At 72.1% G+C, this 26,362-nt stretch carries 21 protein-coding genes and 5 pseudogenes; 14 read left to right on the forward strand and 12 right to left on the reverse strand.

Annotation, left to right across the window (positions count from 1 at the left end; translation table 11 throughout):
• Positions 1 to 12: 12 nt before the first annotated feature.
• The 4 genes and pseudogenes from ACWD5O_RS23795 to ACWD5O_RS23810 all read right to left on the reverse strand — a co-directional run.
• Complete coding sequence (locus tag ACWD5O_RS23795) at positions 13 to 1,035, reverse strand: D-alanine--D-alanine ligase family protein (protein ID WP_387322163.1); 1,023 nt, start codon at positions 1,033 to 1,035, stop codon at positions 13 to 15.
• On the reverse strand, positions 1,032 to 2,174 hold the full coding sequence (alr, locus tag ACWD5O_RS23800; RefSeq protein WP_450086632.1) for an alanine racemase: 1,143 nt from the start codon (positions 2,172 to 2,174) through the stop codon (positions 1,032 to 1,034). The genes ACWD5O_RS23795 and alr overlap by 4 nt, the downstream gene beginning before the upstream one ends.
• Complete coding sequence (locus tag ACWD5O_RS23805; RefSeq protein WP_450086633.1) at positions 2,171 to 2,779, reverse strand: acyltransferase family protein; 609 nt, start codon at positions 2,777 to 2,779, stop codon at positions 2,171 to 2,173. The genes alr and ACWD5O_RS23805 overlap by 4 nt, the downstream gene beginning before the upstream one ends.
• Positions 2,778 to 3,323 (reverse strand): annotated as a pseudogene (locus tag ACWD5O_RS23810) (acyltransferase family protein); the annotation flags it as partial. The pseudogene ACWD5O_RS23810 and the gene ACWD5O_RS23805, both read right to left, overlap by 2 nt.
• A 187-nt stretch (positions 3,324 to 3,510) precedes the next feature.
• Here ACWD5O_RS23810 and ACWD5O_RS23815 point away from each other — a divergent pair.
• Positions 3,511 to 4,386 carry an LLM class F420-dependent oxidoreductase gene (locus ACWD5O_RS23815; protein ID WP_354962507.1) on the forward strand — a complete coding sequence of 292 codons (876 nt, stop codon included), beginning with the start codon at positions 3,511 to 3,513 and terminating at the stop codon, positions 4,384 to 4,386.
• Positions 4,387 to 4,505: 119 nt separating this feature from the next.
• Here the strand turns inward: ACWD5O_RS23815 and ACWD5O_RS23820 are convergent.
• Positions 4,506 to 5,642, reverse strand: a pseudogene (locus tag ACWD5O_RS23820) (catalase); the annotation flags it as partial.
• 234 nt (positions 5,643 to 5,876) lie between these two features.
• On the opposite strand from ACWD5O_RS23820, the pseudogene ACWD5O_RS23825 reads away from it, so the two are divergent.
• The 13 genes and pseudogenes from ACWD5O_RS23825 (at position 5,877) to ACWD5O_RS23885 (ending at position 19,064) form a co-directional block, all read left to right on the forward strand.
• Positions 5,877 to 6,743: pseudogene (locus ACWD5O_RS23825) on the forward strand (alpha/beta hydrolase family protein).
• A 139-nt stretch (positions 6,744 to 6,882) separates the two neighbouring features.
• Entirely contained in the window at positions 6,883 to 7,668 is a 786-nt protein-coding gene (locus tag ACWD5O_RS23830) for an ABC transporter ATP-binding protein (protein ID WP_450086593.1), read from the forward strand.
• A gap of 56 nt (positions 7,669 to 7,724) precedes the next feature.
• On the forward strand, positions 7,725 to 8,447 hold the full coding sequence (locus tag ACWD5O_RS23835) for an ABC transporter ATP-binding protein (protein ID WP_450086594.1): 723 nt from the start codon (positions 7,725 to 7,727) through the stop codon (positions 8,445 to 8,447).
• A gap of 30 nt (positions 8,448 to 8,477) precedes the next feature.
• Positions 8,478 to 9,356 carry a branched-chain amino acid ABC transporter permease gene (locus ACWD5O_RS23840; RefSeq protein ID WP_354962505.1) on the forward strand — a complete coding sequence of 293 codons (879 nt, stop codon included), beginning with the start codon at positions 8,478 to 8,480 and terminating at the stop codon, positions 9,354 to 9,356.
• Positions 9,353 to 10,465 (forward strand): branched-chain amino acid ABC transporter permease, encoded by a 1,113-nt coding sequence (locus ACWD5O_RS23845; RefSeq protein ID WP_450086595.1) that lies wholly within the window; start codon positions 9,353 to 9,355, stop codon positions 10,463 to 10,465. The genes ACWD5O_RS23840 and ACWD5O_RS23845 overlap by 4 nt, the downstream gene beginning before the upstream one ends.
• An 84-nt stretch (positions 10,466 to 10,549) precedes the next feature.
• Positions 10,550 to 11,836, forward strand: coding sequence for an ABC transporter substrate-binding protein (locus tag ACWD5O_RS23850; RefSeq protein ID WP_387322172.1), 1,287 nt, complete (start codon positions 10,550 to 10,552; stop codon positions 11,834 to 11,836).
• A 199-nt stretch (positions 11,837 to 12,035) separates the two neighbouring features.
• Entirely contained in the window at positions 12,036 to 12,803 is a 768-nt protein-coding gene (locus tag ACWD5O_RS23855; RefSeq protein ID WP_354962502.1) for an SDR family oxidoreductase, read from the forward strand.
• A gap of 85 nt (positions 12,804 to 12,888) precedes the next feature.
• The gene (locus ACWD5O_RS23860; RefSeq protein ID WP_387322800.1) at positions 12,889 to 13,500 is read left to right on the forward strand and encodes a TetR/AcrR family transcriptional regulator; all 612 of its coding nucleotides are present in this window, start codon (positions 12,889 to 12,891) and stop codon (positions 13,498 to 13,500) included.
• 64 nt (positions 13,501 to 13,564) lie between these two features.
• A pseudogene (locus tag ACWD5O_RS23865) lies at positions 13,565 to 13,819 on the forward strand (AAA family ATPase); the annotation flags it as partial.
• Positions 13,820 to 13,862: 43 nt separating this feature from the next.
• Positions 13,863 to 14,003 (forward strand): Beta-galactosidase C-terminal domain, encoded by a 141-nt coding sequence (locus tag ACWD5O_RS23870; protein WP_450086634.1) that lies wholly within the window; start codon positions 13,863 to 13,865, stop codon positions 14,001 to 14,003.
• On the forward strand, positions 14,000 to 16,084 hold the full coding sequence (locus ACWD5O_RS23875; RefSeq protein WP_450086596.1) for an alpha-glucuronidase: 2,085 nt from the start codon (positions 14,000 to 14,002) through the stop codon (positions 16,082 to 16,084). The genes ACWD5O_RS23870 and ACWD5O_RS23875 overlap by 4 nt, the downstream gene beginning before the upstream one ends.
• 245 nt (positions 16,085 to 16,329) lie before the next feature.
• Entirely contained in the window at positions 16,330 to 17,640 is a 1,311-nt protein-coding gene (locus tag ACWD5O_RS23880; protein WP_450086597.1) for an extracellular catalytic domain type 1 short-chain-length polyhydroxyalkanoate depolymerase, read from the forward strand.
• A gap of 38 nt (positions 17,641 to 17,678) precedes the next feature.
• Entirely contained in the window at positions 17,679 to 19,064 is a 1,386-nt protein-coding gene (locus tag ACWD5O_RS23885; protein WP_450086598.1) for an endo-1,4-beta-xylanase, read from the forward strand.
• 55 nt (positions 19,065 to 19,119) lie between these two features.
• Here the strand turns inward: ACWD5O_RS23885 and ACWD5O_RS23890 are convergent, their stop codons facing one another.
• The 7 genes and pseudogenes from ACWD5O_RS23890 to ACWD5O_RS23920 all read right to left on the reverse strand — a co-directional run bounded on the left by ACWD5O_RS23890 (position 19,120) and on the right by ACWD5O_RS23920 (position 26,186).
• Positions 19,120 to 20,520, reverse strand: coding sequence for a hypothetical protein (locus ACWD5O_RS23890; protein WP_450086599.1), 1,401 nt, complete (start codon positions 20,518 to 20,520; stop codon positions 19,120 to 19,122).
• Positions 20,521 to 20,570: 50 nt separating this feature from the next.
• Entirely contained in the window at positions 20,571 to 21,137 is a 567-nt protein-coding gene (locus ACWD5O_RS23895) for a hypothetical protein (RefSeq protein ID WP_387322182.1), read from the reverse strand.
• Between the two features lie 14 nt (positions 21,138 to 21,151).
• The gene (locus tag ACWD5O_RS23900; protein WP_450086600.1) at positions 21,152 to 21,412 is read right to left on the reverse strand and encodes a hypothetical protein; all 261 of its coding nucleotides are present in this window, start codon (positions 21,410 to 21,412) and stop codon (positions 21,152 to 21,154) included.
• A gap of 47 nt (positions 21,413 to 21,459) precedes the next feature.
• On the reverse strand, positions 21,460 to 24,210 hold the full coding sequence (locus tag ACWD5O_RS23905) for an AAA family ATPase (RefSeq protein WP_450086601.1): 2,751 nt from the start codon (positions 24,208 to 24,210) through the stop codon (positions 21,460 to 21,462).
• A gap of 489 nt (positions 24,211 to 24,699) precedes the next feature.
• A complete protein-coding gene (locus ACWD5O_RS23910; RefSeq protein ID WP_450086635.1) occupies positions 24,700 to 25,155 on the reverse strand; it encodes an NUDIX domain-containing protein in 456 nt (151 codons plus the stop codon).
• Between the two features lie 63 nt (positions 25,156 to 25,218).
• Positions 25,219 to 25,371 (reverse strand): annotated as a pseudogene (locus ACWD5O_RS23915) (GNAT family N-acetyltransferase); the annotation flags it as partial.
• 140 nt (positions 25,372 to 25,511) lie between these two features.
• A complete protein-coding gene (locus tag ACWD5O_RS23920; protein WP_450086602.1) occupies positions 25,512 to 26,186 on the reverse strand; it encodes a cytidylate kinase family protein in 675 nt (224 codons plus the stop codon).
• Between the last annotated feature and the right edge of the window lie 176 nt (positions 26,187 to 26,362).

Below are 26,362 nucleotides of genomic sequence, written 5' to 3' on the forward strand. Positions count from 1 at the left end.
GGCGACGGCCGCTCAGACCAGGTCCACCGCCCGTGCCGGCCGGGGCAACCCACTGGACCGGATCCGAGCCTGGTTGGCCAGCGCGCCGGAGATCAGGATGTCGAGCAGGGTGGCGAACCCGATCCCGGCCTGCTGCCAGATCTGGGGGAACTGCGAGGCGGTGGTGAATCCGGGAAAGGTGTTCACCTCGTTCACGATCGGCTCGGCGAACCCCTGCGTGGGCAGGAAGAAGTCGACGCGGAGCAGCCCGCGGCAGTCGAGGGCGTGGAAGGCACGAATCGCGCGGTCCTGGAGCACCTGGGTGGTGGCCGGGTCGAGCGCGGCGGGGATCTGGAAGACCGCCCCGCCGTCGTACTTCGCGTCGTAGTCGAAGAAGCCGGCACCGGTCACCCGTATCTCCAGGGGCGGACCGGCCTGCACCCGGCCGTCGGGATGCTGCAGGACGGCCACGTCGATCTCCCGTCCGCGCGCCCCCTGCTCGACGAGCACCTTCGGGTCGACCTCCCGCGCCTGCCGCAGCGCGGCGGGAAGTCCCGCCCAGTCGGTCACCCTGACCACGCCCAGGCTGGAGCCGGCCCGGGCGGGCTTGACGAACACCGGCAGGCCCAGCCTCCGCTGCTCGGCCGGGGACAGCTCCTCGCCGGGACGCAGGGTCACCCCGGGGCTGACCCGCAGGCCCTCCGCGGCGAGCAGTCTCTTGGTGACGCCCTTGTCCATGCCGGCCGCGCTGGCGAAGACACCGTTGCCGACGTACGGCACCCCGAGCCATTCCAGCAGCGACGCGACGGTGCCGTCCTCGCCGTACGGGCCGTGCAGGGCCGGGAACACCACGTCCTGAGCGCGCAACACGCGCAGCGCCAGGGGGAGTGGCACCGGACGGCCGTCGACGTGCCACCCGCCGTCCCGACCGATGAGCACCTCGGTGACCCGGTACCTCTCCCGGTCCAGGCCGGCGAGGATGCTCTCCGCCGAGCGGCGGGACACCTCGTGCTCGCCGCTCTGCCCGCCGTAGAGCACTGCCAGTCGGATCGTCATGACGTTGCCGCCCTTTCGTGGAGGTGGTCGCGGGCCACCCGGGCCCCGACACCGGTCAGGATCTCGTGCGGGTTCGTGCCTGCCCACCGCGCCCACTCGGCGACCGTCGGTGGGGCGTGGTCGCCCCGGTCGGGGCCGAACACCACGACCGGGTCCCCGATGGCCACGGGAAGGTCGCCCGCGTCGATGACGCACTGGTCCATCGCGATGCGACCGACGATCGGGCGACGCCGGCCGCCCAGCCACACCTCGGCGCGACCCTCGGCGGCCCGGGTCAGGCCGTCCGCGTAGCCGAGCGGCAGCAGAGCCAGGGTGGTCGGCGCGCCGGTCACGTACTCGGGCCCGTAGGAGACCGCGGTGCCGGCCGGTACCCGCTTCACGTTGACCACGGTCGTGCGCAGCGTCATGGCGGCGCGTAGTCCGACCTGGCCCGGCCCGGTCCCGCCGAACGGATCCACGCCGTACAGCGCGAGCCCGATCCGGCAGAGGTCGAAGCGGGTCCGGGGCGCCGCCAGCGCGGCGGCCGAGTTCGCCAGGTGCACCAGGTCCGGGTCGAGGCCGGCGGACCGGGCGACCCGCAGCGCCTCCTCGAAGACCGCCACCTGCCGGGCGAGCACGGGGCTGCCCGGTACGTCGGCGTCGGTCAGGTGTGACCACACGCCGCGCACCCGAACACCGCCCTCCACCTCGTACTTGCGGGCCCAGCCGACCAGCTCGGGCCAGTCGTCGCCGGCGGCGCCGTTGCGGGACAGCCCGGTGTCCGCCTTGAGCTGCACCGTCGCCGGCACGCCGAGTCGGTGAGCGGCGTCGGCGACAGCGTGCAGGTGGGTCGTGGTCGACACGCCGACGTCGACGCCGGCGGCGATCAACCGGTCGAAGTCGTCGTCGGGGCGGTGCAGCCAGCTCAGCGTGGGCGCGGTGATGCCCGCCGAGCGCAGCGCCAGCGCCTCGGACGCCGAGGTCACACCCAGCCAGCCGGCGCCGGCACGCAGCGCGGCCAGCGCGACCGGCACCGCCCCATGGCCGAACCCGTCCGCCTTCACCACGGCCATCAGCTCGGTGCCGGTGACCGACGCGATCGTCCGTACGTTCCTGGCGATCGCGTCGAGGTCGACCACGGCCTCGCCGAGGGCGCTCATCCGGCCGCCTCCACCCGCCGGACGCCGGGAAGGGCGAACAGCCAGCGTGCGTGCAGCGCCAGGAGCCCCCGGTGGACGGCCAGGCTCACGCCGATCACGAGCCCGGTCAGCAGGACCGGGTACCCGAGCACGAGCAGTCCCTGACCGACCTGGTCCAGCCCGGAGATCGGCCCGAGCAGCAGCCGGTGCTGCAGCGCCAGCACCGGCATGTGGATGACGTAGATGGGCAGGGTGATGCGGCCGAGGGTGGCGAGCCGGTTGCTGACGGCCGGCCACCGGCCCAGCCGGGCGGCGGCGGTGACGCCGAAGGCGACCGCCACGACGGAGACCACCGGCCACACGCCGAACCACTGCTGCGCGCCGACCGCCGCCATCGCGGCGAGCACGAGGACGTACGCGCCCGAGGTCACCGCGAGCCGGCGCCCGGTGGCGGTGGCGGCCCACCGTTCGATCTGCGGCCGCAGGTACAGGCCGGCGAGAAAGAAGACCAGGTTTCTGGTACAGGCCGGCGCGGTTGCCCGGCGTGTCGAGCAGCCCGGCGGCGGCGACGGCGGACAGCACCGCGGCGGGCGCCAGAACCAGCACGCGGGAGACCCGGCGAACAGCCTTGGCGAGCGTGAAGTAGAGCGCCAGGGCGTACAGGTACCAGAGGTTGGAGGGCGTGATGGTGAGCTGTTCCAGCAGACCGAGGGCGGACGTGGCCCGGTCGGTCGGGAAGTCCGGGGCCGCGGCGAGGACCGCGGTGTGGATCAGCAGCCAGACGGCGTACAGGTAGAGGAACCCCGCGATCCGGCCGCGGGCGACGACCCGCCAGGGCCGCTGGACGGCGTTCGCCGCGAAGACGCCGGAGATGGTGAAGAACAGCGGCATCCGCAGCGGCAGGAACTGCTCACCCAGCGCCCCCCACAGGCCCGGCACCGGTACGCCGATGTGCCAGTCGATCTGCAGGTAGTCCTTGACGACGACGTGCCACAGGACGACCAGGATGATGCAGCCCCCCTTCGCGGCGTCGGCCCACTCCGCTCGGTGTGGCCGTCCCGCTGCGGGGCCGGACAGCGTCCGGTGCCTCCGGTGACGGAACCGGACGTGGGTCACGTCGGGCTCGTGCTCGGGGGGCCGGGCGTCGGTGGATGTCGGCTGTCGGATCACCCGACCGAAGGTGTCAGCCGGATATCCCGGAGTGATCCGCGAATTGTCATGAACCGGTAATGGAACCCGCCGCTGGCGTCCGTCGCGATCCGCTGCCCGCGGGGGCGGACTCGCCGCCGTTGTCGATCAACAGGCCCGTCGCTGGCGTCCAGGACCACTAGGCTTGGTTCCGGAGGTGTCGCGAGGCATGAAACTCGGACTGCACTACTGGAGTTACTCGACCCCGGCCGAGGCGGGGGCGATCGCACCGACCCTGACCGAGGCGGCGACCACCGCCGAGCAGGCCGGCGTCGCGTCCTTCACGGTCATGGACCACTTCTTCCAGATGGAGGCGGTGGCCCCGGCCGAGGAGCCGATGCTGGAGGCGTACACCACGCTGGGCTTCGTCGCGGCGAAGACCCAGCGGATGACGCTGGGCGTGCTGGTCACCGGCGTGATGTACCGGTACCCGGGGCTGCTCGCCAAGACCGTGACGACGCTCGACGTGCTCTCCGGCGGCCGGGCCCGGCTGGGTATCGGCGCGTCCTGGTACGAGCGGGAGCAGCGCGGGCTGGGCGTGCCCGTGGTGCCGGTGGCCGAGCGGTTCGAGCGGTTGGAGGAGACGCTGCGCATCGTCCAGCAGATGTGGAGTGACGACAACGGGCCGTTCGCGGGGCGGCACTACCAGCTCGCCGAGACGATCAACTCGCCGCAGCCGTTGAGCCGTCCGCACCCGCCCATCATGATCGGCGGCGGCGGCGAGAAGAAGACCCTGCTCCTGGTCGCCCGGTACGCCGACGCCTGCAACCTGTTCGGCACGGCCGCCGGCGCCGACGACGTGGCGCGGAAGCTGGACGTGCTGCGCGGGCACTGCGCCGCGGAGGGCCGCGACTACGACACCATCGAGAAGACGGTCGTCGCCCACCGGCCGCCCCTGGCCGACGTCGACGCGTTCCTCGCCGAGGTGTCCTCGTACGCCGCGCTCGGGGTCAGCGAGGTGCAGGTCACGCCGGATCGCCACCCGGTGGAGTTCGCCCAACGGCTCGGCGACGAGGTGCTGCCCCGGCTGGCCGACATCGGCTGACGCCGTTGCGCTGGCACGGGCACTGTGAACAGAAGCCCCGACAACGCCGGGTGAACCGTGCTGCCGAGAGCTGACCTCCTGGGGAACCGGAGGACAGCCCTCGGCAGTGCTTTGTCGTGTCAGGCGACCGAGGCGGGGAATCGTTCCCACACCCGGTGCGCAGCCATCAACCGCTGCACCGCGGTCAGGGCCTCGACTCCGGAGCCGGCCGAGACGACGCCGGGAGTGCCGGTCACGCCCGCCTGCTCCAACACGCTGACGCCGCCGTCCCAGGCGCCGACCGCCTTGGCGTGCCGCCAGCACTCCTGAACGAGGAGCAGCACGCGGGGGTCCACGGAGGCTCGGTCCGTCGTACCCGCCTTCTCGTCGCGGGCGGGAAGCGCATCCGGGGCGGGCACCGGTGCGCCGGCCAGCAGGAGCGTGTCGAACTCGACAGATCGACCTGTGGCGAAGGTGCGCTGGACGGGCAGGTGACCCACCGTGCCACCGTGCGGGGCGATGAGGAGCGGCACCATCCCGGCCGCGAAGACGGCTTCGCGTACGTGGTTGACACCGTCGAGGTCGGTGTCGGGGTCGACGACGATTCCGATCGTGCGGCCGTCGGCCGGCCACTCCCCGCCGACCTGCGACAGTGCGGGGCTCGGGGCGACGTCGGCGAGCGGCACGGTCGGCGCTGGCGCGGGCAGGCCCAGACCGGTGGCGACCTGCGCGCACAGCACCGGATCGATGTTGGCGAGGCACTGGAGCTGACGTTCCTTGATCGCCTGGTGGTAGCACTTGCCGAGCTCGAAGGTGTAGGCGCGGATGATGTGCTCCTTCTCCACCGGCGACATGCTCAGCCAGAACAGGCGTGCCTGGCTGAAGTGGTCGTCGAACGAGACGGGGTTCGCGCGGACCTTCGGTGCCTCCGCGACCCGCACCGGCACGTCGAGGAACGCGTGGTCCTCGTCGCCCGCGGGGAAGGGGTTGCCTCCGTCGAGTGAGTTCGGCCGGTACGGCGCGACCCCCGCGTGGACGGCGTGCTGGTGGAAGCCGTCGCGCAACATGTCGTTGACCGCGGCGTGCGGGCGATTGATCGGGATCTGGGGGAAGTTGGGCCCGCCCAGCAGGGTGAGCTGCGTGTCGACGTACGAGAACAGCCGGCCCTGCAGCAGCGGGTCGTTCGTGACGTCGATGCCCGGCGGGAGGTGGCCGAGGTGGAAGGCGACCTGCTCGGTCTCCGCGAAGAAGTTCGTCGGCGTCCGGTTAAGCCCCAGGTCAGGTGGTCAAAACGCGGCGAATGTCCGCACCCCGGTCACCCGGGTGCGGACGCCGACGGTGAGCACGGCGTCCGGTGGTCGCGCCGGGCTCGCTGGCGGGCCCACCGCCGGGACTGGTGATTTCACCGATGCGGGGACCGGGTGGTGACGCCAAAACTGACGCACGTCGATATCCCTCGACTCTAGGGAGTGCCCGACGTGTCGTCACCAACCACCACCCGTCCCCGTTCCATGGCCGTCCGAGCCGCTCGGCTCGCGCTGGCCGCCGCTGGTCGCCGGCGGCGTCCTGGCCGGACCCTCCGGCGCCGTGCAGGCGGCGGAGAACCCGTACGAGCGGGGCCCGGCCCCGACCACCGCGATCCTGGAGGCCAGCCGCGGTCCGTTCGCCACGTCCTCGCAGAACGTGTCCTCGCTGAGCGTTACCGGCTTCGGCGGCGGCGTCATCTACTATCCGACCAGCACCAGCGAGGGCACCTTCGGCGCCATCGCGATCTCGCCGGGCTTCACCGCCGCCTGGTCCAGCATCAGCTGGCTCGGGCCGCGGCTCGCCTCGCACGGCTTCGTGGTGATCGGCATCGAGACCAACTCCCGACTGGACCAGCCGGGCAGCCGGGGCCGCCAACTGCTCGCCGCGCTCGACTACCTGGTCGAGCGCAGCTCGGTGCGTACCCGGATCGACGGCAGTCGGCTCGCGGTCGCCGGCCACTCGATGGGCGGCGGCGGGAGCCTGGAGGCGGCGTCGGCGCGGCCGTCGCTGCAGGCCGCGGTGCCGCTCGCACCGTGGAACACCGACAAGAGCTGGTCCGAGCTCCGGGTGCCCACGCTGATCATCGGTGGCGAGAGCGACACCGTCGCGCCGGTCTCGTCGCACTCGGAGCCCTTCTACAACACCATCCCGGCGTCCGCCGAGAAGGCGTACCTGGAGCTGAACGGGGCGAGCCACTTCTTCCCGCAGACGGTGAACACTCCGACCGTACGGCAGATGGTCGCCTGGCTGAGCCGTTCGTCGACAACGACGCCCGCTACGAGCAGTTCCTCTGCCCCGGCCCGAGCGGCTCGCAGATCCAGGAGTACCGCAACACCTGCCCCAGTTCCTGATCGCGATCCCGGGGCGGTCGCCGGTGGCGGCCGCCCCGTCCGCGTGCCGGCGACAGGGGGCATTGAAGGTCTTGACGCGGTACCCGAGAAACGTACACTGCGAGTGTAAATAACACCCGCCACAACAGAGGGATGGGTGATGGAGCGCGGTCTCGAACTGCACCACATCGGCGTACGTTTCGGCGGCCTCACCGCCCTCGTCGACGTCTCGCTGCGGGTGGCACCCAACCAGGTGGTGGGCGTCATCGGGCCCAACGGCGCCGGCAAGACCACGCTGTTCAACGTGATCTGCGGCTTCGTCGCGCCGGAGACGGGATCGCTCACCCTCGACGGCCGACCGCTGCGGCCACGGCCGCACCGGCTGACCCGGCTCGGCATCGCCCGAACCCTGCAGGGAACCGGCCTCTTCGCCGGGCTCACCGTGCTGGAGAACGTGATGACCGGCGCCTCGCACACCGCGCGGGCCGGTTTCGTCCCGGCGCTGCTCGGCCTGCCCAGCAGCGACCGCGACGAGCGGCGGCTGCGCCAGCACGCCCTGGACATCCTGGACGGCCTGGGCATCGCCGGGCACGCCGACGCCGCGCCGACCACACTGCCCTTCGCCGTACGCCAGCGGGTCGCCCTGGCCCGCGCGCTCGCCGCCCGACCCCGGCTGCTTCTGCTCGACGAACCCGCCGGTGGCCTCGGGCCCGACGACATCACCGAGCTGGCGGAGCTGGTCCGGCAGCTGCCCCGGCGGGACGCCGACCCCTGCGCGGTGCTGCTGGTCGAGCACCACATGGACCTGGTGATGGCCGTCTGCGACGAGATCGTGGTGCTGGACTTCGGCCGGGTGATCGCCGCCGGCACACCGGACGAGATCCGCGACGACCCGGCGGTCACCGACGCCTATCTCGGAGCCGCCGTCGACGAGGTCACCACGTGAGCGCGAGGAGTGAGCCGGGTTTGCGAGCCCCGCAGTCGCGAACGAAAGACGGTGCGGTGAGCGCCTCCGACCTGCTCGTGGTGCGCGGGTTGGTGGCCGGCTACGGTGCCGCGCCCGTGCTGCAGGCGGTCGATCTCACCGTTCCGGCCGGCACGATCGCCGCGGTCGTCGGGGCGAACGGCGCCGGCAAGACCACCCTGCTGCGCGCGCTCTCCGGCATGATCCGTCCGACATCCGGGCAGGTCGTCCTCGCCGGGGAGGACCTGCGCGGCACGCCCGTGGAGCAGCTCGTCCGGCGCGGCATGGCGCACGTGCCGGAGGGGCGGGGCGTGATCAGCGAACTCACCGTCGACGAGAACCTGCGGCTCGGCGGGCTGTGGCGCCGCGACCGGGCCGACGCCGGCCGCGCTCTCGACGAGGTCTACCAGCTCTTCGAGCCGCTGGCCCGGCGCCGTCGGCACCTCGGCCACCAGCTCTCCGGTGGGGAACGGCAGATGCTCGCGCTCGGTCGGGCGCTGGTCGGCCGGCCCCGCCTGCTGCTGCTCGACGAGCCGTCGCTCGGCCTGGCGCCTCGGGTGGTCGCCCTGACGATGGCTCTGCTGCGCCAACTGCGCGACCAGACCGGCCTGACCGTGCTGCTGGTCGAGCAGAACGTGCGCAGCGCGCTCGCCGTCGCCGACCAGGGCGTGGTGATGTCCCTCGGCCGGGTGGTGACCGCCGCCCCGGCCGCCACGCTCCGCGACGACACCGACCTACGGCACGCGTACCTCGGTTTCTGACCATCACCTCGTCCCCAGGAGGGAGGACTGTTGGACCGCTTCGTCTTCCTCACCGTCGACGGCCTGTCCCGGGGCGCGGTGTACGCCGCGTTCGCGCTGGCCCTGGTGCTCATCTGGCGGGCGGCGCGGGTCGTCAACTTCGCGCAGGGGGCGATGGCCGTCGCCGCCGCGTACGTCGCCTACACCGTGTCCGCGCATACCGGGTCGTACTGGCTGGGTTTCGTGGTCGCGATCGTCGCCGGGCTGCTGCTCGGCGCGCTGGTCGACCGCGCCGTGATGCGCTTCGTCGACCACACGTCACCGCTCAACCCGGTGATCGTCGCGCTCGGGCTGGTGCTGCTGATCCAGGCCGTCCTGGGCATGGTGTACGGCAGTGAGTTCCGGCCGGCCGAGGCGCCGTTCAGCCGGTCCGCTCTCAGCCTGGGCGGGGTCGCCGTGCTCTCGCCGTACGACCTGTTCGTCTTCGCGACGATCGGGGTGGTGGTCTGCGCGCTGGCCTGGATGTTCGCCCGGACCCCGGTCGGGCTGCGGATGCGCGCGGCGGCCTTCGCTCCCGAGGTTTCCCGCCTGCTCGGGGTCAACGTCGGCGGCATGCTGACCCTCGGCTGGGCGCTCGCCTCCGGCGTGGGCGCGCTGGCCGCGATGCTGGTCATCCCCACCGAGCTCGGGCTGCACCCGCACGCGATGGACCTGGTCTTCGTCTCGGCGTTCACCGCGGCGGTGGTCGGCGGCCTGGACAGTCCACCAGGGGCGGTCGTCGGCGGCCTCGTGGTGGGGCTGCTGCTCTCCTATGTCAGCGGCTATGCCGGCAGCGACCTCACCCCGCTGGCGGTGCTGGTCCTGCTGCTGGCGGTGCTGCTGGTCCGGCCCGGTGGGCTGTTCGCCCCGGTCGCGGCGAGGCGGGTGTGAGCGCCACCCGGGCGGCCCTGCCGCGCAAGCGGGCGCTGGCCGACGCCGGCGAGCGTCCGGTCGACCGGCGACGCGGCTCCACCCTGCTGCGCCACCTCGCCTTCACGCTCGCCGCCGGGTTGCTGCTGGTCGGGGTCAGCTACGCCGTCGAGCCGTTCCGCAACTTCCAGCTCGCCACCGTGGCGGCCTACCTCTGCGCCACCGCCGGGCTGACCCTCCTCACCGGGCTCAACGGCCAGCTCTCGCTCGGGCACGGCGCGTTGATGGCGACCGGCGCGTACACCGTGGCCTTCTGCCAGAACGCGTTCGCCGATCGGGGGATGACGGGTGGTTGGCTGCTGCCGCTATCGCTCGGTGCGGCGATCCTCAGCACGGTCGTTGTCGGCGCGGTGGTCGGCGTCGCCGCGGCCCGGCTGCGCGGCCCCTACCTGGCCGGGGTCACCCTCGCCGTGGCCGTCGTCGTCCCGGCGCTCGCCGTCACCTTCGACGGCGTCTTCAACGGTGAGCAGGGGCTGTCGGTGCCGGTGGAGCCGCCGCCGGTGTCGCTCGGCCCCTTCTTCCCCTATGAGCGGTGGCAGCTCTGGCTGGCCGGCGCGGCCACCCTGCTGGCCCTGTTGCTGCTGGCCAATCTCATCCGGAGTCGTTTCGGGCGCACCTTCCGGGCGGTCCGCGACGACGAGGTGGCCGCCCGTCTCGCCGGCATCAACGTGGCCCGCACCCAGGTCCTCGCGTTCGTGGTCAGCGCCGCCACCGCCGGCCTCGGCGGTGCCCTGCTGGCGGTGCTCGCGCAGAGCGTCTCGCCCGGCGCGTTCTCGCTGACCCTGTCGCTCTTCCTGCTGATGGCCGTGGTGATCGGCGGTCTGGGCCGCCTCACCGGTGCGCTGTGGGGCGCCGTCCTGCTCGTCGCCCTGCCCGATCTCACCCACTCCGTGACCGAGCTGTTCACACTCTCGCCCGCGGTGGCGCAGCGGCTGGAGGGCAACCTCCCGCTGGCGATCTTCGGAGTGACCCTGATCGTCGTCATGATCGCCGCACCCGGCGGCGTGCAGGGTCTGCTGTCGCGTCTCGGCCGGGCACTGCTGGCCCGGTGGCCGGCCCGGCGTTCCTGAGCTGTCCCTGTCCGGCCTCGGCCGGGCGCCCCACCACCACCGAAGTTCGATTGAGAACCGGACCGAGAAAGGTCGGTGTTTCCCATGCACCGTACGGCACGACGCGGTCTTGCGATCGCCAGCACCATCGCCTTGCTGATCACCACCGTCGGTTGCAGCGGCGACGACGGTTCCGGTCCCGGCGGGGGATCGGTGCCGGGCGTCACCGACACCGAGATCGTCGTTGGCACCCACATGCCGCTCACCGGACCGGCCTCGGCCGGGTACTCGAAGATCGCCCCGGCCACGAAGGCGTACTTCGACTATGTCAACGCCAACGGCGGCGTGCACGGTCGAAAGATCACCTACAAGATCATGGACGACGGCTACAACCCGGCGAACACGCAGCAGGTGGTTCGTCAGCTCGTCCTGCAGGACAAGGTCTTCGCCATCCTCAACGGCCTCGGCACGCCGACGCACACCGGCGTGCTCGACTTCCTCAAGAGCAACCGGGTGCCCGATCTCTTCGTCGCCTCCGGCAGCCGCAGCTGGGACCAGCCGGACAAGTATCCCGGCACGTTCGGCTTCAACCCGGACTACACGGTCGAGGGCAAGATCCTCGCCAACTACGCCAAGGCGAACCTGGCCGGCCAGAAACTCTGCTTCCTCGGCCAGGACGACGACTTCGGCCGCGACAGCCTGGCCGGCGTGGAGAAGGTGCTCGGCGCCGGGGGCGTGGCGGTGAAGCAGACCTACGTCACCAGCAACACCAACGTGGCGCCGCAGATCGGCGCGTTCAAGGCGGCCGGATGCCGGGTCGTCGTGCTTGCCACCGTGCCCGGCTTCACCGCGCTCTCCATCGGCACCGCCGCGCGGCTGGGCTTCAAGACGCAGTGGCTGGTCTCCAATGTCGGCGCCGATCAGCCGACCCTGGCCAAGCAGCTCGGAGCCGCCGCGCCGCTGCTGGAGGGCGTGGTCGGCACCAACTACCTGCCGATGCAGAACGACACCGCGAACCCGTGGATCCAGCTCTACACGAGGATCAACAAGTCGCACAACGGGGACGCGCCGTTCGACGGCAACATCGTTTACGGCATGTCGGTCGGCTATCTCTTCGTGCAGGCGCTGCTGGCCGCGGGCAAGGACCTCACCCGGGAGAAGGTGCTCGAGGCCGTGCAGAAGGGCGGGTTCCAAGGCCCCGGGCTGGTGCCGCTGCGCTTCTCTGCGACCGACCACTCCGGTTACGGCGGGCAGCGGCTGAGCCGGGTGAGCGGGGGAGTGCAGAGCTACTTCGGGCCGGCGTACGAGACGGACGAGGCGGACGGGCCGGTCAAGGAGTACACCGCCACCCCGGTGGCGCCGCCGGCGAACGGGGTGCCGACCGTCTCCTGACGACCCGTACGCCCGGCAGTCGACCGGGTGTGGTCGCGCGGCACACCGCCGTGACCACGCCCGGTCGTCCGGCTGCCCGGACGTCGTGACCGCATCTGATCGCCGCCGGCCGGCGGTTGGCGAGTGCGGGCTGTCCGAGAGTCGACGCTGCTTCCCCCGACGTTGACCGACACCGATCGCTGCTCATAATATCTGCACCGTGAATGCAGATTCAGGTCGGCTCGTGGGTCAGGTCGCCATCGTCACCGGTGCGAGTCGAGGGATCGGCCTGGCCATCGCCCAACGGCTGGTGGCCGAGGGCGCGCGCGTGGGTCTGACCGCCCGACGGCCGGAGGCGCTGGCCGACGCGGTCGCCACCCTCGGCGGGCCGGCGTACGCCGTGGCCGTGCCCGGTCGGGCCGACGACGCCGCGCACCGGGCCGCCGCGGTGGGAGAGGTCACCGCGGCGTTCGGGCCGGTGGACCTCCTGGTCAACAACACCGGCATCAACCCGGTGCACGGCCCGCTGCTGGGGCTTGACCTGGCGGCCGCGCGCAAGATCCTCGACGTCAACCTGGTCGCCGCGCTCGGCTGGGTGCAGGAGGTGTGCGCCGCCGGCATGACCGACCGGGGTGGCTGCGTGGTCAACGTCTCGTCGATCGCCGGCCTCGGTCCGTCGCCCGGCATCGCCTTCTACGGGGTGAGCAAGGCGGCGCTCAACCACCTCACCGCGAGCCTCGCCGCGGAGCTGGGGCCGACCGTCCGGGTCAACGCCGTCGCCCCCGGGGTGGTGAAGACCCGTTTCGCCGCCGCGCTGTACGAGGGCCGGGAGGACGAGGTCGCCGCGCGGTACCCGCTCGGGCGGCTCGGCCTGCCGCAGGACGTGTCCGGCGCGGTCGCCTTCCTGGCCTCCGCCGACGCCGCCTGGATCACCGGGCAGACCATCGTGTGCGACGGCGGGGTCACGCTGACCGGCCGCGCCGGATGACGGCGGCCCGGGTGCCGATGATCACCGCCTGTCTAGACTCGGCGGTGCGTCTGGGGACGTCATGGCGGTGAAGGGGCGGGGACGGATGGGCGGGGTCGAGGTCGCGGGCCGGGTCGACGGGCGGACCGCCCGGGCCGAGCGCACCCGTGTGGCCATCGTCGAGGCGCACCTGGCGCTCATCTCCGAGGGGGACTTCCGGCCGACCGGGGAGCGCATCGCCGAGCGGGCCGGCATCTCGCTGCGGACCCTCTGGACCAACTTCAAGGACATGGAGACGCTCTTCGAGGCGAGCGGCGCGGAGGTGCTCCGCCAGCAGGACGCGGCCTACCGGCCGGTCTCAGCCGGGCTGCCGCTGGCGAAGCGGGTCGACGCGTACTGCCGGCAACGGGCCCGGCTGCTCCAGCTCATCGCGCCTTCGGCGCGGGCCGCGCAGATGCGCGAGCCGGTCTCCGACCAGTTGCACCGCAACCGCCTCAAGCACATCGACCGGGTCCGGGACGAGGTCGAGCAGCTCTTCGCCGCCGAGCTGGCGCAGGCCGGGCGGGGCCGGGAGCAGCTGCTGAACGCGCTGGTGGCGGCGAGCATGTGGCCGGCCTGGTCGATGCTGCGCGACGGCCTGGGGTTGGGCGTGGACCAGGCCCGTGGGGTGATGGCCCGCACCGTGGGCGCGCTGCTGGCCGAGGTGACGGCCGGCTGACGCCGGCCCCGGACGATACCGCCCGCCTCTTTCCATCCGGTTACCAATAGGTGACACTGAATGCATGGTTACTGCATTAAGAGTGCAAATAACCGTGCTGCGCGGCCGGGACGACGAGTGCCGCGCTGTCCGGAACCTGCTCGACGGCGTGACCGACGGCGGTGGCGCCCTGCTGCTGCGCGGCGAGCCGGGGTCGGGCCGCACCGCGCTGGTCGACTACGCCCACCGGTCCGCCGAGCACTGCACCGTGCTGGCCGCGACCGGCCTGGCCGAGGAGGCCGCGCTGCCGTACGCCGGCCTGCAACGCCTGCTCGATCCGGTGCTCGGCCGGGCCACCGCCCTGCCCGACGCGGCTGCTGTTCCTGCTCAACCACCGCACCGAGCCGGTCGAGGTCACCGCCCGGGCCGGCGGCGTCGACCTGCTCACCGGTGACCGGGCGGAGACCGGGCAGTCGCTGCGGCTGCCGGCGTACAGGGTCGTGGTGCTGCGGGAGGACCGGTGAGCGCCGACGAAGCGCGGGTGCACGCCGCCTGGCTCCCGCCGGAGGCGTTCCGGGCGCTCGGCTCGCGCCGCGTGCTGGTGCACGGCGACGGGATGCTCGTCGACACCGTGCTCGACGAGGTCGCCCGCGCCTGCGCCCGGTACGGCGGGCGGATGTGGCATTCCCCGTCCTGGGACGTGCACGTCGATCTGGTGCTCGCGCTCCGCGGCGCCGACGAGTTGCCGAGCGCGGCGGTGGAGGCGGCGCGGGCAGCGGGGGAGGCGGCGCTGGCGAAGGCGGGCAACGACGCGGTGCTCGGTGCCGAGGGGTTCGTGCTGGCCCGGGCGGGCGACGTGACCGCCGTGCTGGCCGACGCGCCCGCCGGCCTGCTGTACGGGCTATTCCACCTGGTCCGGCTCGGCGCGGCGGCGTTCGACACCACCCGCCAGGCGGAACGGCACCGGCCCGCACTGCGCCGGCGGATGCTGAACCACTGGGACAACGTGGCCGTGCACCCGGTGATGGGCCAGGTGGAGCGGGGGTACGCCGGCGGCTCGATCTTCTGGCGGGGCAGACGGTCGCGCGGCGACCTGGCCCGGGTCCGGGAGTACGCGCGGCTCCTGGCCGCCTGCGGCATCAACGCGATCTCGGTGAACAACGTCAACGTGGGCCGGACCGAGGCGCGGCTGCTCACCGACCGGCTCGGCGAGGTGGCTGAGATCGCGGACGTGCTGCGCCCGTACGGCATCCGGGTGCACCTGTCGGTCACCTTCGCCGCGCCGGTGGTCCTGGGCGGCCTGCCGAACGCCGACCCGAGGGACGAGGCGGTACGGGCCTGGTGGGCCGTGACGACCCGGCAGGTGTACGAGCGCATCCCGGACTTCGGCGGCTACGTGGTGAAGGCCGACTCCGAGGGGCAACCCGGCCAGTTCACCTACGGTCGCGACCACGCCGACGGGGCGAACCTGCTCGCCGAGGCCCTCGCCCCGCACGGGGGAGTGGTGCACTGGCGGGCGTTCGTCTACAACCATCACCAGGACTGGCGGGACCGGTCCACCGACCGGGCGCGTGCCGCGTACGACCACTTCGTCCCGCTCGACGGGCGGTTCGCTGCCAACGTGGTCCTGCAGGTGAAGTTCGGTCCGGTGGACTTCCAGGCACGCGAGCCGGTCTCCCCGGTGCTCGCCGCGATGCCGGCCACCCGGCTGGCGGTGGAGTTGCAGGTCACCCAGGAGTACACCGGCCAGCAGCGCCACGTCTGCCACCTCGGCCCATGGTGGAGCGAGGTGTTGCGGTTCGCGCCGTGGGATCCGGGCGGGCGGACAGTCGCCGACGTGGCCGCGGGGGAGGCGGGCGAGGGTGGTGGCCTGGTCGCGGTCGCCAACGTCGGCGACGACCTCTTCTGGACCGGGCACCCGCTGGCGCAGGCGAACCTGTACACCGTCGGCCGGCTCGCCTGGGATCCCCGGCTGGATCCCCGGGCGGTCCTCGACGAGTGGATCGCGCTGACCTTCCCGCCGTCCGCGATGGCCGACCCGGAGCTGGTCGGGCGGACGCTGCACGAGGTCATGGACGACTCCTGGCGTACCTATGAGCGGTACACCGCCCCGCTGGGCGTCGGCTTCATGGTTCATCCCGGTGACCACTACGGCCCCGACGTGGACGGGTACGAGTACACCCGGTGGGGCACGTACCACTTCGCGGATCGCGATGGCGTCGGTGTGGACCGCAGCCGCGCGTCGGGCACCGGCTTCGCCGGTCAGTACCCGCCGTACTGGGACCAGGTGTTCGAGTCGCCCGAGCGGTGCCCGGACGAGCTGCTGCTCTTCTTCCACCACGTCCCGTACGGGCACGTCCTGCACAACGGTTCCACGGTCATCCAGCACATCTACGACACCCACTTCGCGGGCGTCGAGGAGGTGGCGGCGATGCGGGGGCGGTGGCGGACGTTGAAGGGGTTGATCGACCCCGCCGTGTACGAGCGGGTGGAGCAGCGCCTCGACGAGCAGGTGCGCAGCGCCACCGAGTGGCGGGATCAGATCAACACCTACTTCTTCCGCAAGTCCGGCGTGCCGGACGCGCGCGGGCGTCGCATCCACTGACCCGGCGGCTTCCGGAAGCATCCCGATAACACCCCGCCGGGCAGGTCCGTCGATGGTTCGGTCGGTGCCCGTCGATGCACAGGTCACAGCCGACCCCGACCACCGAAAGGCTTCCGGAAGTCTTGACAATCGAGTTCTCTCGATTGAAGCTGACAAGGTCACGCGAGCCGCGGTCAGGGTCGGGCGAAGGGCAGTCCTCGACTTACTCCCCTTCCATGCGCCATTCTGCTGAGGAATCGCGAACGATGACACTGAAAACAAGAACGCTCGGCGTCGTCACGGCCGTGGTCACACTGGCCGCCGCCGCGTTGACGTTCGCCGCGCCGGCGTCGGCGGCGACGCTTACCCAGGTGACCGGCTTCGGCACCAACCCCACCAATCTCCAGATGCACCTGTACGTCCCGGACCGGGTGGCCACCCGGCCGGCGGTCCTGCTCGCCCTGCGCTACTGCACCGGATCGGGTCCGGCGTACCACTCCGGCACCCAGTACGCGTCCCTCGCCGACCGGTACGGGTTCATCGTGATCTACCCGTCGGTGACCCGCAGCAGCCTGTGCTGGGACGTGTCCTCCCCGCAGGCACTGCGCCGGGGCGGCGGCAGCGACCCCGTCGGGCTCATGTCGATGGTCGACTACGTACGGCAGCGGTACGCCGCCGACCCGGCGCGGATCTTCGCCACCGGCACCTCGTCCGAGGCCATGATGACGAACGTCCTGCTGGGCGACAACCCGGACGTGTTCGCGGCCGGCGCGTCCTTCGCCGGGGTGCCGTTCGGCTGCTTCGCCACCGGGGGCGGCTCGGAGTGGAACAGCGAGTGCGCGAACGGACAGCTCATCAGAACCCCGCAGCAGTGGGGTGATCTGGTCCGCGAGGCCTATCCCGGTTACACGGGTCGTCGCCCACGCATGCAGATCTGGCACGGCACCAACGACGAGACGCTGCGCTACCCGAACTTCGGCGAGCAGGTCAAACAGTGGACCAACGTGCACGGGCTGAGCCAGACCCCGACGTACACCGACTCGCCGCAGACCGGCTACACCCGCACCCGCTACGGGAGCAGTGGCGGAACGGCCCCGGTCGAGGCGATCAGCATGCAAGGCGTCTCGCACAACCTGCCGGTCGACGCGGCGCAGGTGATCCGCTTCTTCGGGCTGGACACCGGCACCCCGCCCACCACCCCGCCACCGACGACCCCGCCGCCGACGACCCCGCCCCCGACCACTCCGCCGCCGACCGGCGGTGGTTGCCGGATCGGGTACGCGGTCAACGCCTGGAACACCGGCCTCACCGCCAGCGTGACCATCACCAACACCGGTGCGACGGCGGTGAACGGATGGGCCCTGACGTTCGCGCTGCCCACCGGCCAGCGCATCACCAACGGCTGGAACGCGCAGTACTCCACGACGAGCGGTGCGGTGACCGCCCGCAACGTCTCCTACAACGCCGCCATCGCCCCGAACGCGTCGGTCGACATCGGCTTTCAGGCCACCCACGAGGGCGGCACCGGTAAGCCCTCGTCCTTCGCTCTGAACGGCATCGCCTGCTCGGTGGCCTGACCCCTCGGGACACCACCACCATCGATTGGAGTTGCACGATGAGAAACGCGCAATGGAAGGCGGTATCGAGAGCCGCCCTCGCGCTGACCGCGGTGAGCGCCCTCGCCGCCGGCGTGGCGATGGTCCTGGCTGCTCCCGCCGCCGCCGGCACCACGCTCGGTGCGTCCGCCGCCGAGCAGGGTCGGTATTTCGGCGCCGCGGTGGCCGCCAACAAGCTGAACGACAGCGCCTACACGACGATCCTGAACCGCGAGTTCAACTCGGTGACGCCCGAGAACGAGATGAAGATCGACGCCACCGAGCCGCAGCAGGGCCAGTTCAGCTACGGCGCGGCGGACCAGATCGTCAACCACGCGCGCACCCGCAGGATGCAGGTGCGTGGTCACACCCTGGCCTGGCACTCGCAGCAGCCCGGCTGGATGCAGAACATGAGCGGCACCGCGCTGCGCCAGGCGATGCTCAACCACGTCACGCAGGTGGCGACGCACTTCCGGGGACAGGTCGTCGCGTGGGACGTGGTGAACGAGGCGTTCGCCGACGGTGGCTCCGGCGCCCGGCGGGACTCCAACCTCCAGCGGACCGGCAACGACTGGATCGAGGCGGCCTTCCGGGCCGCCCGGGCGGCCGACCCCGGCGCGAAGCTCTGCTACAACGACTACAACACCGACGACTGGTCACACGCCAAGACCCAGGCCGTGTACACGATGGTGCGCGACTTCAAGCAGCGTGGCGTACCCATCGACTGCGTCGGTCTCCAGTCGCACTTCAACAGCGGCTCGCCGTACCCCGGCAACTACCGCACCACGCTGTCCAGCTTCGCGGCGCTCGGCGTCGATGTGCAGATCACCGAGCTGGACATCGAGGGGGCGTCGGCGGCCACGTACCGCAGCGTCGTGCAGGACTGCCTCGCCGTGACCCGCTGTAACGGCATCACCGTCTGGGGCATCCGGGACAGCGACTCGTGGCGGGCCTCGCAGACCCCGCTGCTGTTCACCAGCGGCGGCGCCAAGAAGCCGGCGTACGACGCGGTACTCGCCGCGCTGAACAACGGGACGACCCCACCGCCGACCACCCCGCCGCCGACCACTCCGCCGCCGACGACTCCGCCCCCGACGACTCCGCCCCCGGGACCCGGTGGCTGCACCGCGACGGTGGCGGTGAACCAGTGGACGGGTGGCTTCGTGGCGACGGTGCGGGTGACGGCCGGATCAGCGGCGATCAGCTCCTGGGCGGTGACGATCACGTTGCCGTCGGGCGCGACGGTCACCAACGCCTGGAACGCCAACCGCAGCGCTGACGCCGGAACGACGCGCTGGACGAATGTGGCCTACAACGGCCGGGTCAGCGCCGGGCAGTCCACCGAGTTCGGATTCCAGGCCAACGGCACCGCCGGCGGCCTGACCCCGGCCTGCGCCGCGGGCTGACGCACACCGGCCGGTGTGGAGGATGGCCCCGAATCCTCCACACCGGCCAGGGCGGTCAGGTTCGGCAGATCTTCACGTTCGGCTGGACGTCCAGCTTGTTGAACACGTTGTCCACCCGACCGATACCCGCCTTCTCCTCGATCGAGCCGGCGTTGAACAGCCTCAGGAAGGTGTTGACCGCCTTCACCAGGCCGGCTGGGATGCTGTAGCCGACGCCGTACTCCAGGAACACGCCGAGCTGGGTGCTGCGGCACAGCTCGATCGGCGCGCCCAGGGCGGAGCCGACGGTCAACCCCACCGAGGCGGTGACCGTCGCGTACAGCCCGGCGGTGAACCCGAAGACGCCCAGGCCGGCGCGGAAAAAGGCCTGGTAGTGGACGATGATCCCGCTGACGCCGACTGATGGCCCGTAGATCGAGTCGGTGATGCTGTTGCGGACGGTGAGGTTCCACGGCTTCGTGACGCCGAAGGCGCCGTCGGCGTAGCCGAACCCGACTGAGCCGCCGAGCGACCACTCGCCGGCCGCCTTGATGTTGCCGTCCTTGGAACTGAACGCCGTCTGCACCCCGATGAGCTGGTTGGCGGTGATGGCGAACGGAACGCCGAGGATCTGACCGACCGGCACGCTGAAGTCCAGGGGGATCGGAATGCGCTTGTTGACGTTGTGCCCGGCGTCGGTGGCGCCCGCGATCTCGATCCGCAGCCCGGACATGCCGTCGATCCGCAGTTCCGCCCGACGGACCGTGCCACCCCGGATCTCCAGGTGGAACCGGGCCGACGGGCTCTTCATCAGCAGGGTGACCGTACCGGTGATGCGGATCCCGCCGCCGTTGTAGCTGAAATGCGCGCCGACCCCGTTCGCGCAGCAGATCGGGGTGACCGGAAACCCGGCGATCCCTCGTGCATCGGCCGCGGTCGCCGGTGCCACGGCGAAGGGCACGCCGACGACCGGCGTCATCGATCCGCCGCCGCCGCTGCCGGCTCCGGCCTCGGCGTCGTACTCGGCCCAGAACGGCGTGCCGGCGTCGTAGCGGATCGGATTCTCCAGGGAGACCGGACCGTCGGTGGCGAAGGTGCCGTCGCGGATCACCTGGGTGATGTCCACCGGCCCCAGGGTCACCGCCAGATCGTTCCCGTCGCGGCGGACGTCGAGCACCCGCCCGACCGACCGCCCGGTGAGGAACATGATCTTCCCCCGGGCGAGCCGGTCGGCGCCGCTGGCGTCGGGGTCGATGCGCCAGGTGAGTGCGTCGTCGGAGAGCCCGCGCACCGACCCGCCCCCGCCGCCAACGAACACCACGTCGGGCTGGTAGGTCACGTGTCGATCCGGCGCGGGCGCCGCCCCGTACCGCTGGTCTGCGCCACTGCCCCCGGCCGGTGGAACCGGTGACGTCGGGCCCGCCCCACCCCGGTCGCAGGCGAGAAGCAACAGCGTCACCGCGACCAGCGCTGTCATGGCCCGGCGACCCCGGGACCCGGCTGCCAGCATGTCGCCTCTTCGCGAGCTCAGAGCCGGCCGGCGGCCGTACGGGCCACGGCTGTCAGGGCGGTGCGGTACTTCGCCGGGTCGTCGGTGCGGACCAGCCGGATGGAGACCCACACCCCGCCCTTGCTGAAGAAGACCGTGCCGTCCTCGGCGTACGCCTCGTCGCCCGCGCCGCTGACCGGGGTCAGTTCGTGCCCGAGTTCGCGCTCGATGTCGAGGAACTTCTTCGCGCCGGGGCCGACGAACACCTCGACCTGGGCGGTCGGGCCGCTGACCGGACCGGTGTAGGTGCAGGTGTCCCGGTCTGGCGCCGGCTTCTCCAGTGGGTCGTCCAACGGGGTGCCGGCCAGCTTCTCGGCGTCCTTCTTGGACACGAGGGCGCAGGCGTCGACGGTGGACGCGGCGGGCGACTCCTCGTCCGGCGTGGCGGCCGGCGGGTCGCCGTCGACCGTGGTGGCGATGCTCGGCTCCGCACCGGCCACCGGGCCGGCCGGGTCGGCGCCGCCGGCGTCGTCGGGGCCGCAGGCGACCAGCGGGAGGAGCAGCAGTGAACACCACAGGGGTGCGATCAGACGGCGCACAGTCATGCTTCCTTCGCCACTCAGGGGAGTTCCGGGTTGGTGAGGCCCGGTGGAAAGAGCCACTGGGCCGGGATCAGCCGGTCGACCCGCCAGGCGGCGGCCGCGGCGGCCGCGGCCACCACCTCCGCGTCGGGCCCCTCGACCAGCGCGATCACGACGTCGTCGGTCGGCAACCGGACGGCCGCGACCAGCCGGCAGTCCGGGGTGCCGAACACCGGCACCGTCCCGCCCGCGCCGGGGGAGCAGTCGTACTGCTCGAGTGCGAACAGGTAGCCGGCCATGAACCCGAGGCTAGGTCGCCGCGGGCGGCGAGGAATCGGGCGTTTCCCTATGCTTGCGCGTCGGCCCTGGTCATCGCGGCACCCAGCTCCGCCCGGGTGGAGATGCCGAGCTTGCGGTAGATCCGAGCGAGGTTCGCCTCGACGGTCTTCGGGCTGACGAACAGCTCGTCGGCGATGGCCCGGTTGGTCCGCCCGCGGGCGGCGAGCTGGGCCACCCGTTCCTCGGTGGGGGTGAGGTGCCGGGGCGTCGGCGGGCGTCCACCGACGCGGGCCAACTCGGCGCGGGCGCGATCCGCGAACGCGGCCGCGCCGATCGCGGTGAACTCCGCGACCGCCGCCTCCAGCGCCTGCCGGGCCGGCAGCTTGCGGCGGGCCCGGCGGTGCACGATGCCGGCCACGAACAGGCAGCGGGCGCGGTCCAACGGCAACACCTCCGGCGGTACGGCGTCCCGTGCCGCCGTCAGCGCGTCGAGCGCCGCGCCGGGGTCGACACCGGTCGCGCTGTCCAGCAGCGCGCGGGCCCGAGCAGCGCCCAACATCGTCCAGGGACGCGGCAACCGACGGTGTCGGGCGGTCAGCCGGGCCAGCACGGTCGCCGCCAGGTCGAGGTCGCCCACCCCGACGCACGCCTCGATCCAGTCCGGCTCGAACCGCATGGCCAGCGGCTCCACCAGCCCGTTCGCGTCGATCGTCGCGGCCAGGCCGGTGTACGCGGCGGCCGCCTCCGCCATCCGGCCGGCGGAGAGCGCCACGAATCCGGCCAACTGCTGGTGGATCCGTCGGCACCAGTCGTCGTCCAGTTCGTCGGCGAGCCGCAGGCCGGACTCGGCCACCCGGCTCGCGTCGGCCAGCCGGCCCCGGTGCGCGTCGAGCAGCGCGGCAAGCCAGGCCTCACCGACCAGGCCCGTGCCGAGCTGGTCACCCAGCTCCCGGGCCGCGCTGATGTGCCGTTCGGCGTCGTCCCACCGCCCGGCCAGCAACTCGGCCTCGCCGAGGTGGGAGAGCAGCTCGTGTTGCAGCGGCTCGTCGCCCCTCGCCTCGGCACGACCCAGCATCCGGTGCAGCCGCAGTCGGGCCCGCTGCGCGTCGTCGATCGACTTCCACCAGATCGCGGGCACCGTGCTCGCCAGCCACGCCGGTTCGTCGCCCTCCAGGGTGAGGGCCCGGTCCAGCAGGTCGGTACGCGGTGGCCGCCCGAGCCGTACCTCCTGGAAGAAGAGCAGGACCAGGGCGGCGGCGAGCAGGTCGTGGTCGTCGTCGCGTCCGTCCAGCAGGGCGGCGGCCGCCTCGGCGTGCTTCCGGGCCGACTCGGTGTGGTCCTGAAAGACGGCGAGGTGGGCATGGATGCGGCCGGCCAGGGCCGAGCCGGCCGGGGCCGCCGCCAACGCCCGGGTGCCGTTGTCCACCGCGACCCGGCTGGCCTCACCGCCGGACCAGGCGACGACGGCCCGCAGCAGCAGCGACTCCGCCCGTACCTCGCCGGTGAACTCGGCCGCGACCGCCTCGGCCGCCTCCCGGGCCGCCGGGAAGTCGCCGCTGTCGAACCGGCAGCGGGCCGCGGCCAGTCGCCGCCGGCCCAGGCGTGGCCGGTCGTCGGCGGGGGTGAGTTGGCCCGCGCGGTCGTGCAGATCGGCGGCGAGGTCGGGCGCACCCCGGCTGTGCCAGCGTTCGGCCGCGGCGGCGAGGGTGTCCGCGACCACCGGGTCCGGGTCCGTCGCGCAGAGCGCGAGGTGCCGGGCCCGCTCGTCCGGATCGGCAAGCAGGTCGGCGAGCTGGCGGTGCAGGCGGCGGCGGACCCCGGGCGGGATACCGGCCCGGACGGCCGCCGCGTACACCGGGTGGGTGAACCGCACGCCGTTCGGCGTCACCACGATCAGCCCGGCCTCCTCGGGCGCGTCCAGCTCGGCGGTGGACACCCCCGCCGCCGCCAGGTCGGCCAGGGTGGGCACGGTCAGCAGCGCGGCGAGCCGCACCGCGGTGCGGCTGGCCAGGGGCAGCCCGGCGAGGACGTCCACGAGCAGGTGGTGCATGGACGCGGCCACCGGCAGGTCGTCGCCGGGTGCGGGCTGGCGCGGGAGGCGTTGCACGGCGCGGACCACCTCGATGGCCAGCAGCGGATTGCCCTCGGCCTCCCGTGCCACCCGCACGAGCATCGGCCGGCTGAGCGTGACCCCGAGCTGCCCGCGCAGGACGTGGTGGAGCGCGCCGACGTCCAGGGGAGGCACCTCGACCCGTCCGACCGGGCCGCCGACGTGACCCGCACCGAGACCGAGCGGTACGTCGTCGGGTGTGCCCTGGCCACGTCGGCGGCTCAGCAGGGTCGCCAGGCCGGTCACCCGGCGCAGGGCGTACCGCAGCGCGCGTTCGCTGGGCCGGTCCAGCCAGGGCGCGTCGTCGACCGCGAGGAGCACCGTCGGATGGGTGCTCGCCGCCGTCGCGGCCTCCAGCAACGAGCGGGTGGCCGCCCCGACCACCCGTACGTCGACCGCCTCGTGGGCGTCGCCGGAGAGGAGCACCACCTCGGCGGCGATCCGCTGTGGCCGGGGCAGCTCGGCGACCCGGTCGGCGAGCGGGCGGAGCAGGTCGGCCAGGGCCGCGTACGGGAGCTCGGATTCGGCCTCGGTGGGCGCGCAGCTCAACACCAGCCACCCGGCCTGCGTCGCGCGCGCGACCAGCGCCCGCCACAGCTCGGTCTTGCCGATGCCGGCAGGCCCTTCCAACAGCACCGGCCCAGGCTGGCTCAGGAGGCGCCAGGCCTGGTCGAACACCTCGTCCCGCCCGACGATGGCGCGTCGCATGCGGGAATTCTGGCATCGAGCAGGTCGACGGACCATCCCGCCAACGGGTGACCGGGCTGGCTCGTCGGTCGGGCCGTTGAGCAGGCGTACGGTGCCGTCCGCCCAGCACCGGTGTGCCGTGCCATTTCAGCGTGCCTGGCCTGCGGCGTCCGTGCCGCGGTTGGCTGCGCCCGGCGGCGGCACCTTGGATCGGGTCGGCCGTGCGGGACGCTCAGGGCTGTGCTGGTTCGTGCCTGTCGAGCTGCCCCAGATGTGGGCCCGTGACCGTACGTCCCTGTCCCTGTCGCGGGCGCGACGCGCGCCGACCGCCGCCCCCAGCCCGGACGGCCGTAGACCCACGTCGGTGTCGGCATTGAGACTCGCGTGTTCGTTCGGGATGAGCTCTTCCTCCGCACGCTGGCCGGGCCACGGTCGCAGGTCAATGAAACAAGTAGCCGATGACCGGATGCAGGGGATTCAACCGGACGGAAGTGCCGAGCAGCGATGGATCTACGGGCCGCTCGGCGATGCGGTTGTCCGTGCTTCGTCGCGACGAGGCAGCCGGTCAGGCTCAAGCAGGGAACGAAGCAATGCCGGCAGGGCGCCAAACACGAGGGGAAGGCCGCCCAGCTCGCCGATCCCGACCCATGCGATGTCGTCATGCTCCTCAGGTGCACGGTTGGTGGGAGAGCCGACCCAGTCTCTGATTTGCCAGACGCCCACGTGGACGGCGTCCTCGCCACTGCCGGCATGCAGGTCGCCCAACCGTGACGAGGACTCCGCCACAATGTGAACCCCTAGCTCCTCGTGCATCTCACGCGCGAGGGCCTGTAGTTCCGACTCACCCGCTTCGACGTGCCCCCCGGGCAGATCCCAGAGATCCGGGTATGCCCGGCGGGTCGGGCTGCGGTGTACCAGCAGGACCGCGCCGTTCTCCACGAGTGCGCCGCAGACGACGACATGCATGACGGGATTAGAGCACAGGGATAGGACAAGCTCGCTCCAGCCAGAGGGCACGCGCTGGCGGAATCCCAGCGCCCGCGCCACTCGGCGCGACGGTTCCGGTCGAGCCCGCCACTGCGGCAGCAGATGGTTCGCCAAACCGTCCGCGGCTGCTACGGAGGCAACGGCACGTGCCAGCCCGCGCCCACGGCGATTCGGCTTTGTAAGCCATGGAGGCATCCTCACGCCTGGCCCAGTGTTCACGCCACCGAGTTCGCAGCTGTCAGGGTCGGCACCCGCTTTGGCCGCAGACCGTACGCTACGCAGCCGTCGCCATAACTGCACCAAGCCCGCACCCGGTCGTGCCGAACTGAGCGCGGTCAGTGTGTTCGGGTTTCCCAGGCCGGCTGCTGGGGCTCGTCGTTGTGCACGATGACGTCGACGTGATCGGTTGGGCGGACCGTAGCGTAGTAGAGCTGTTGGGAGGGGATGTATCGCTCGCGCCAGCGCCGTTCGACGTCGGCCCGAGATGACACCCGGCGCTCTCGGGTCACGGCACGATCCACGGTCTTCTCGAGCGCGGTCGACACGAAGATGCGCAGGTCCCACCGATCAATCAGTTCCGGGCGCATGAGGAAGACGCCGTCGAAGACCAGCACGGCGTCGGCGGGCGCAGTCGTGACCGGCGGGGACAACGCGGTATCCGCCGTGTGGTCGTAGACCGCGGATTGGAAACGCCGATCTCCGCCCGGGCCGAGCGGATCGAGCAGAACCCGGTTCAGCGCCTCGTAGTCGTGGGCGTCGAAGTAGCAGCCTTCGGCCGAGTACTCGCCGCGCGGATAGCGCTGTGTCCGGGGGAAGAGGAAATCGTCGATCGTCGCGCGGATGACGTCGTGGCCCTGTGTGCGCAAGACGACGGCCAGCTCGTCGGCGAGGGTGGTCTTGCCTGCGGCGGGCGGTCCGTCGATGGCAACCCGCGTCGGGTGTGCGGCTGTGACGGACCCGACTGCCTCAGCCAGGCGGCCGAGCACCTCGTCGCGGGTGCCTTGGTCCATGTCCTGCCCCGTCCTGGTCTGGCGAAGGTCGCCGTGTCGGGCCGACCTTATGTCTGACAGCCCCTTCGCGCCCGCCACTCCCCGAGCCAGCGGGATTGCCCCAATGCGGAAGTGGCTTCGGTCGCGGCGCAAACGGACTGTCATGCCGCGGCTTCGTCATCCTCGACGCTGACGAC

This window comes from Micromonospora sp. NPDC005161 (assembly GCF_053599855.1).

What these genes read in the sequence shown, in the direction of transcription:
- ACWD5O_RS23795 (WP_387322163.1), bottom strand. Translation starts at nt 1,035, where the DNA reads ATGACGATCCGACTGGCAGTGCTCTACGGCGGGCAGAGCGGCGAGCAC.
- alr (WP_450086632.1), bottom strand. Translation starts at nt 2,174, where the DNA reads ATGAGCGCCCTCGGCGAGGCCGTGGTCGACCTCGACGCGATCGCCAGG.
- ACWD5O_RS23815 (WP_354962507.1), top strand. Translation starts at nt 3,511, where the DNA reads ATGAAACTCGGACTGCACTACTGGAGTTACTCGACCCCGGCCGAGGCG.
- ACWD5O_RS23830 (WP_450086593.1), top strand. Translation starts at nt 6,883, where the DNA reads ATGGAGCGCGGTCTCGAACTGCACCACATCGGCGTACGTTTCGGCGGC.
- ACWD5O_RS23850 (WP_387322172.1), top strand. Translation starts at nt 10,550, where the DNA reads ATGCACCGTACGGCACGACGCGGTCTTGCGATCGCCAGCACCATCGCC.
- ACWD5O_RS23860 (WP_387322800.1), top strand. Translation starts at nt 12,889, where the DNA reads ATGGGCGGGGTCGAGGTCGCGGGCCGGGTCGACGGGCGGACCGCCCGG.
- ACWD5O_RS23880 (WP_450086597.1), top strand. Translation starts at nt 16,330, where the DNA reads ATGACACTGAAAACAAGAACGCTCGGCGTCGTCACGGCCGTGGTCACA.
- ACWD5O_RS23885 (WP_450086598.1), top strand. Translation starts at nt 17,679, where the DNA reads ATGAGAAACGCGCAATGGAAGGCGGTATCGAGAGCCGCCCTCGCGCTG.
- ACWD5O_RS23890 (WP_450086599.1), bottom strand. Translation starts at nt 20,520, where the DNA reads ATGACAGCGCTGGTCGCGGTGACGCTGTTGCTTCTCGCCTGCGACCGG.
- ACWD5O_RS23895 (WP_387322182.1), bottom strand. Translation starts at nt 21,137, where the DNA reads ATGACTGTGCGCCGTCTGATCGCACCCCTGTGGTGTTCACTGCTGCTC.
- ACWD5O_RS23900 (WP_450086600.1), bottom strand. Translation starts at nt 21,412, where the DNA reads ATGGCCGGCTACCTGTTCGCACTCGAGCAGTACGACTGCTCCCCCGGC.
- ACWD5O_RS23905 (WP_450086601.1), bottom strand. Translation starts at nt 24,210, where the DNA reads ATGCGACGCGCCATCGTCGGGCGGGACGAGGTGTTCGACCAGGCCTGG.
- ACWD5O_RS23910 (WP_450086635.1), bottom strand. Translation starts at nt 25,155, where the DNA reads ATGCATGTCGTCGTCTGCGGCGCACTCGTGGAGAACGGCGCGGTCCTG.
- ACWD5O_RS23920 (WP_450086602.1), bottom strand. Translation starts at nt 26,186, where the DNA reads ATGGACCAAGGCACCCGCGACGAGGTGCTCGGCCGCCTGGCTGAGGCA.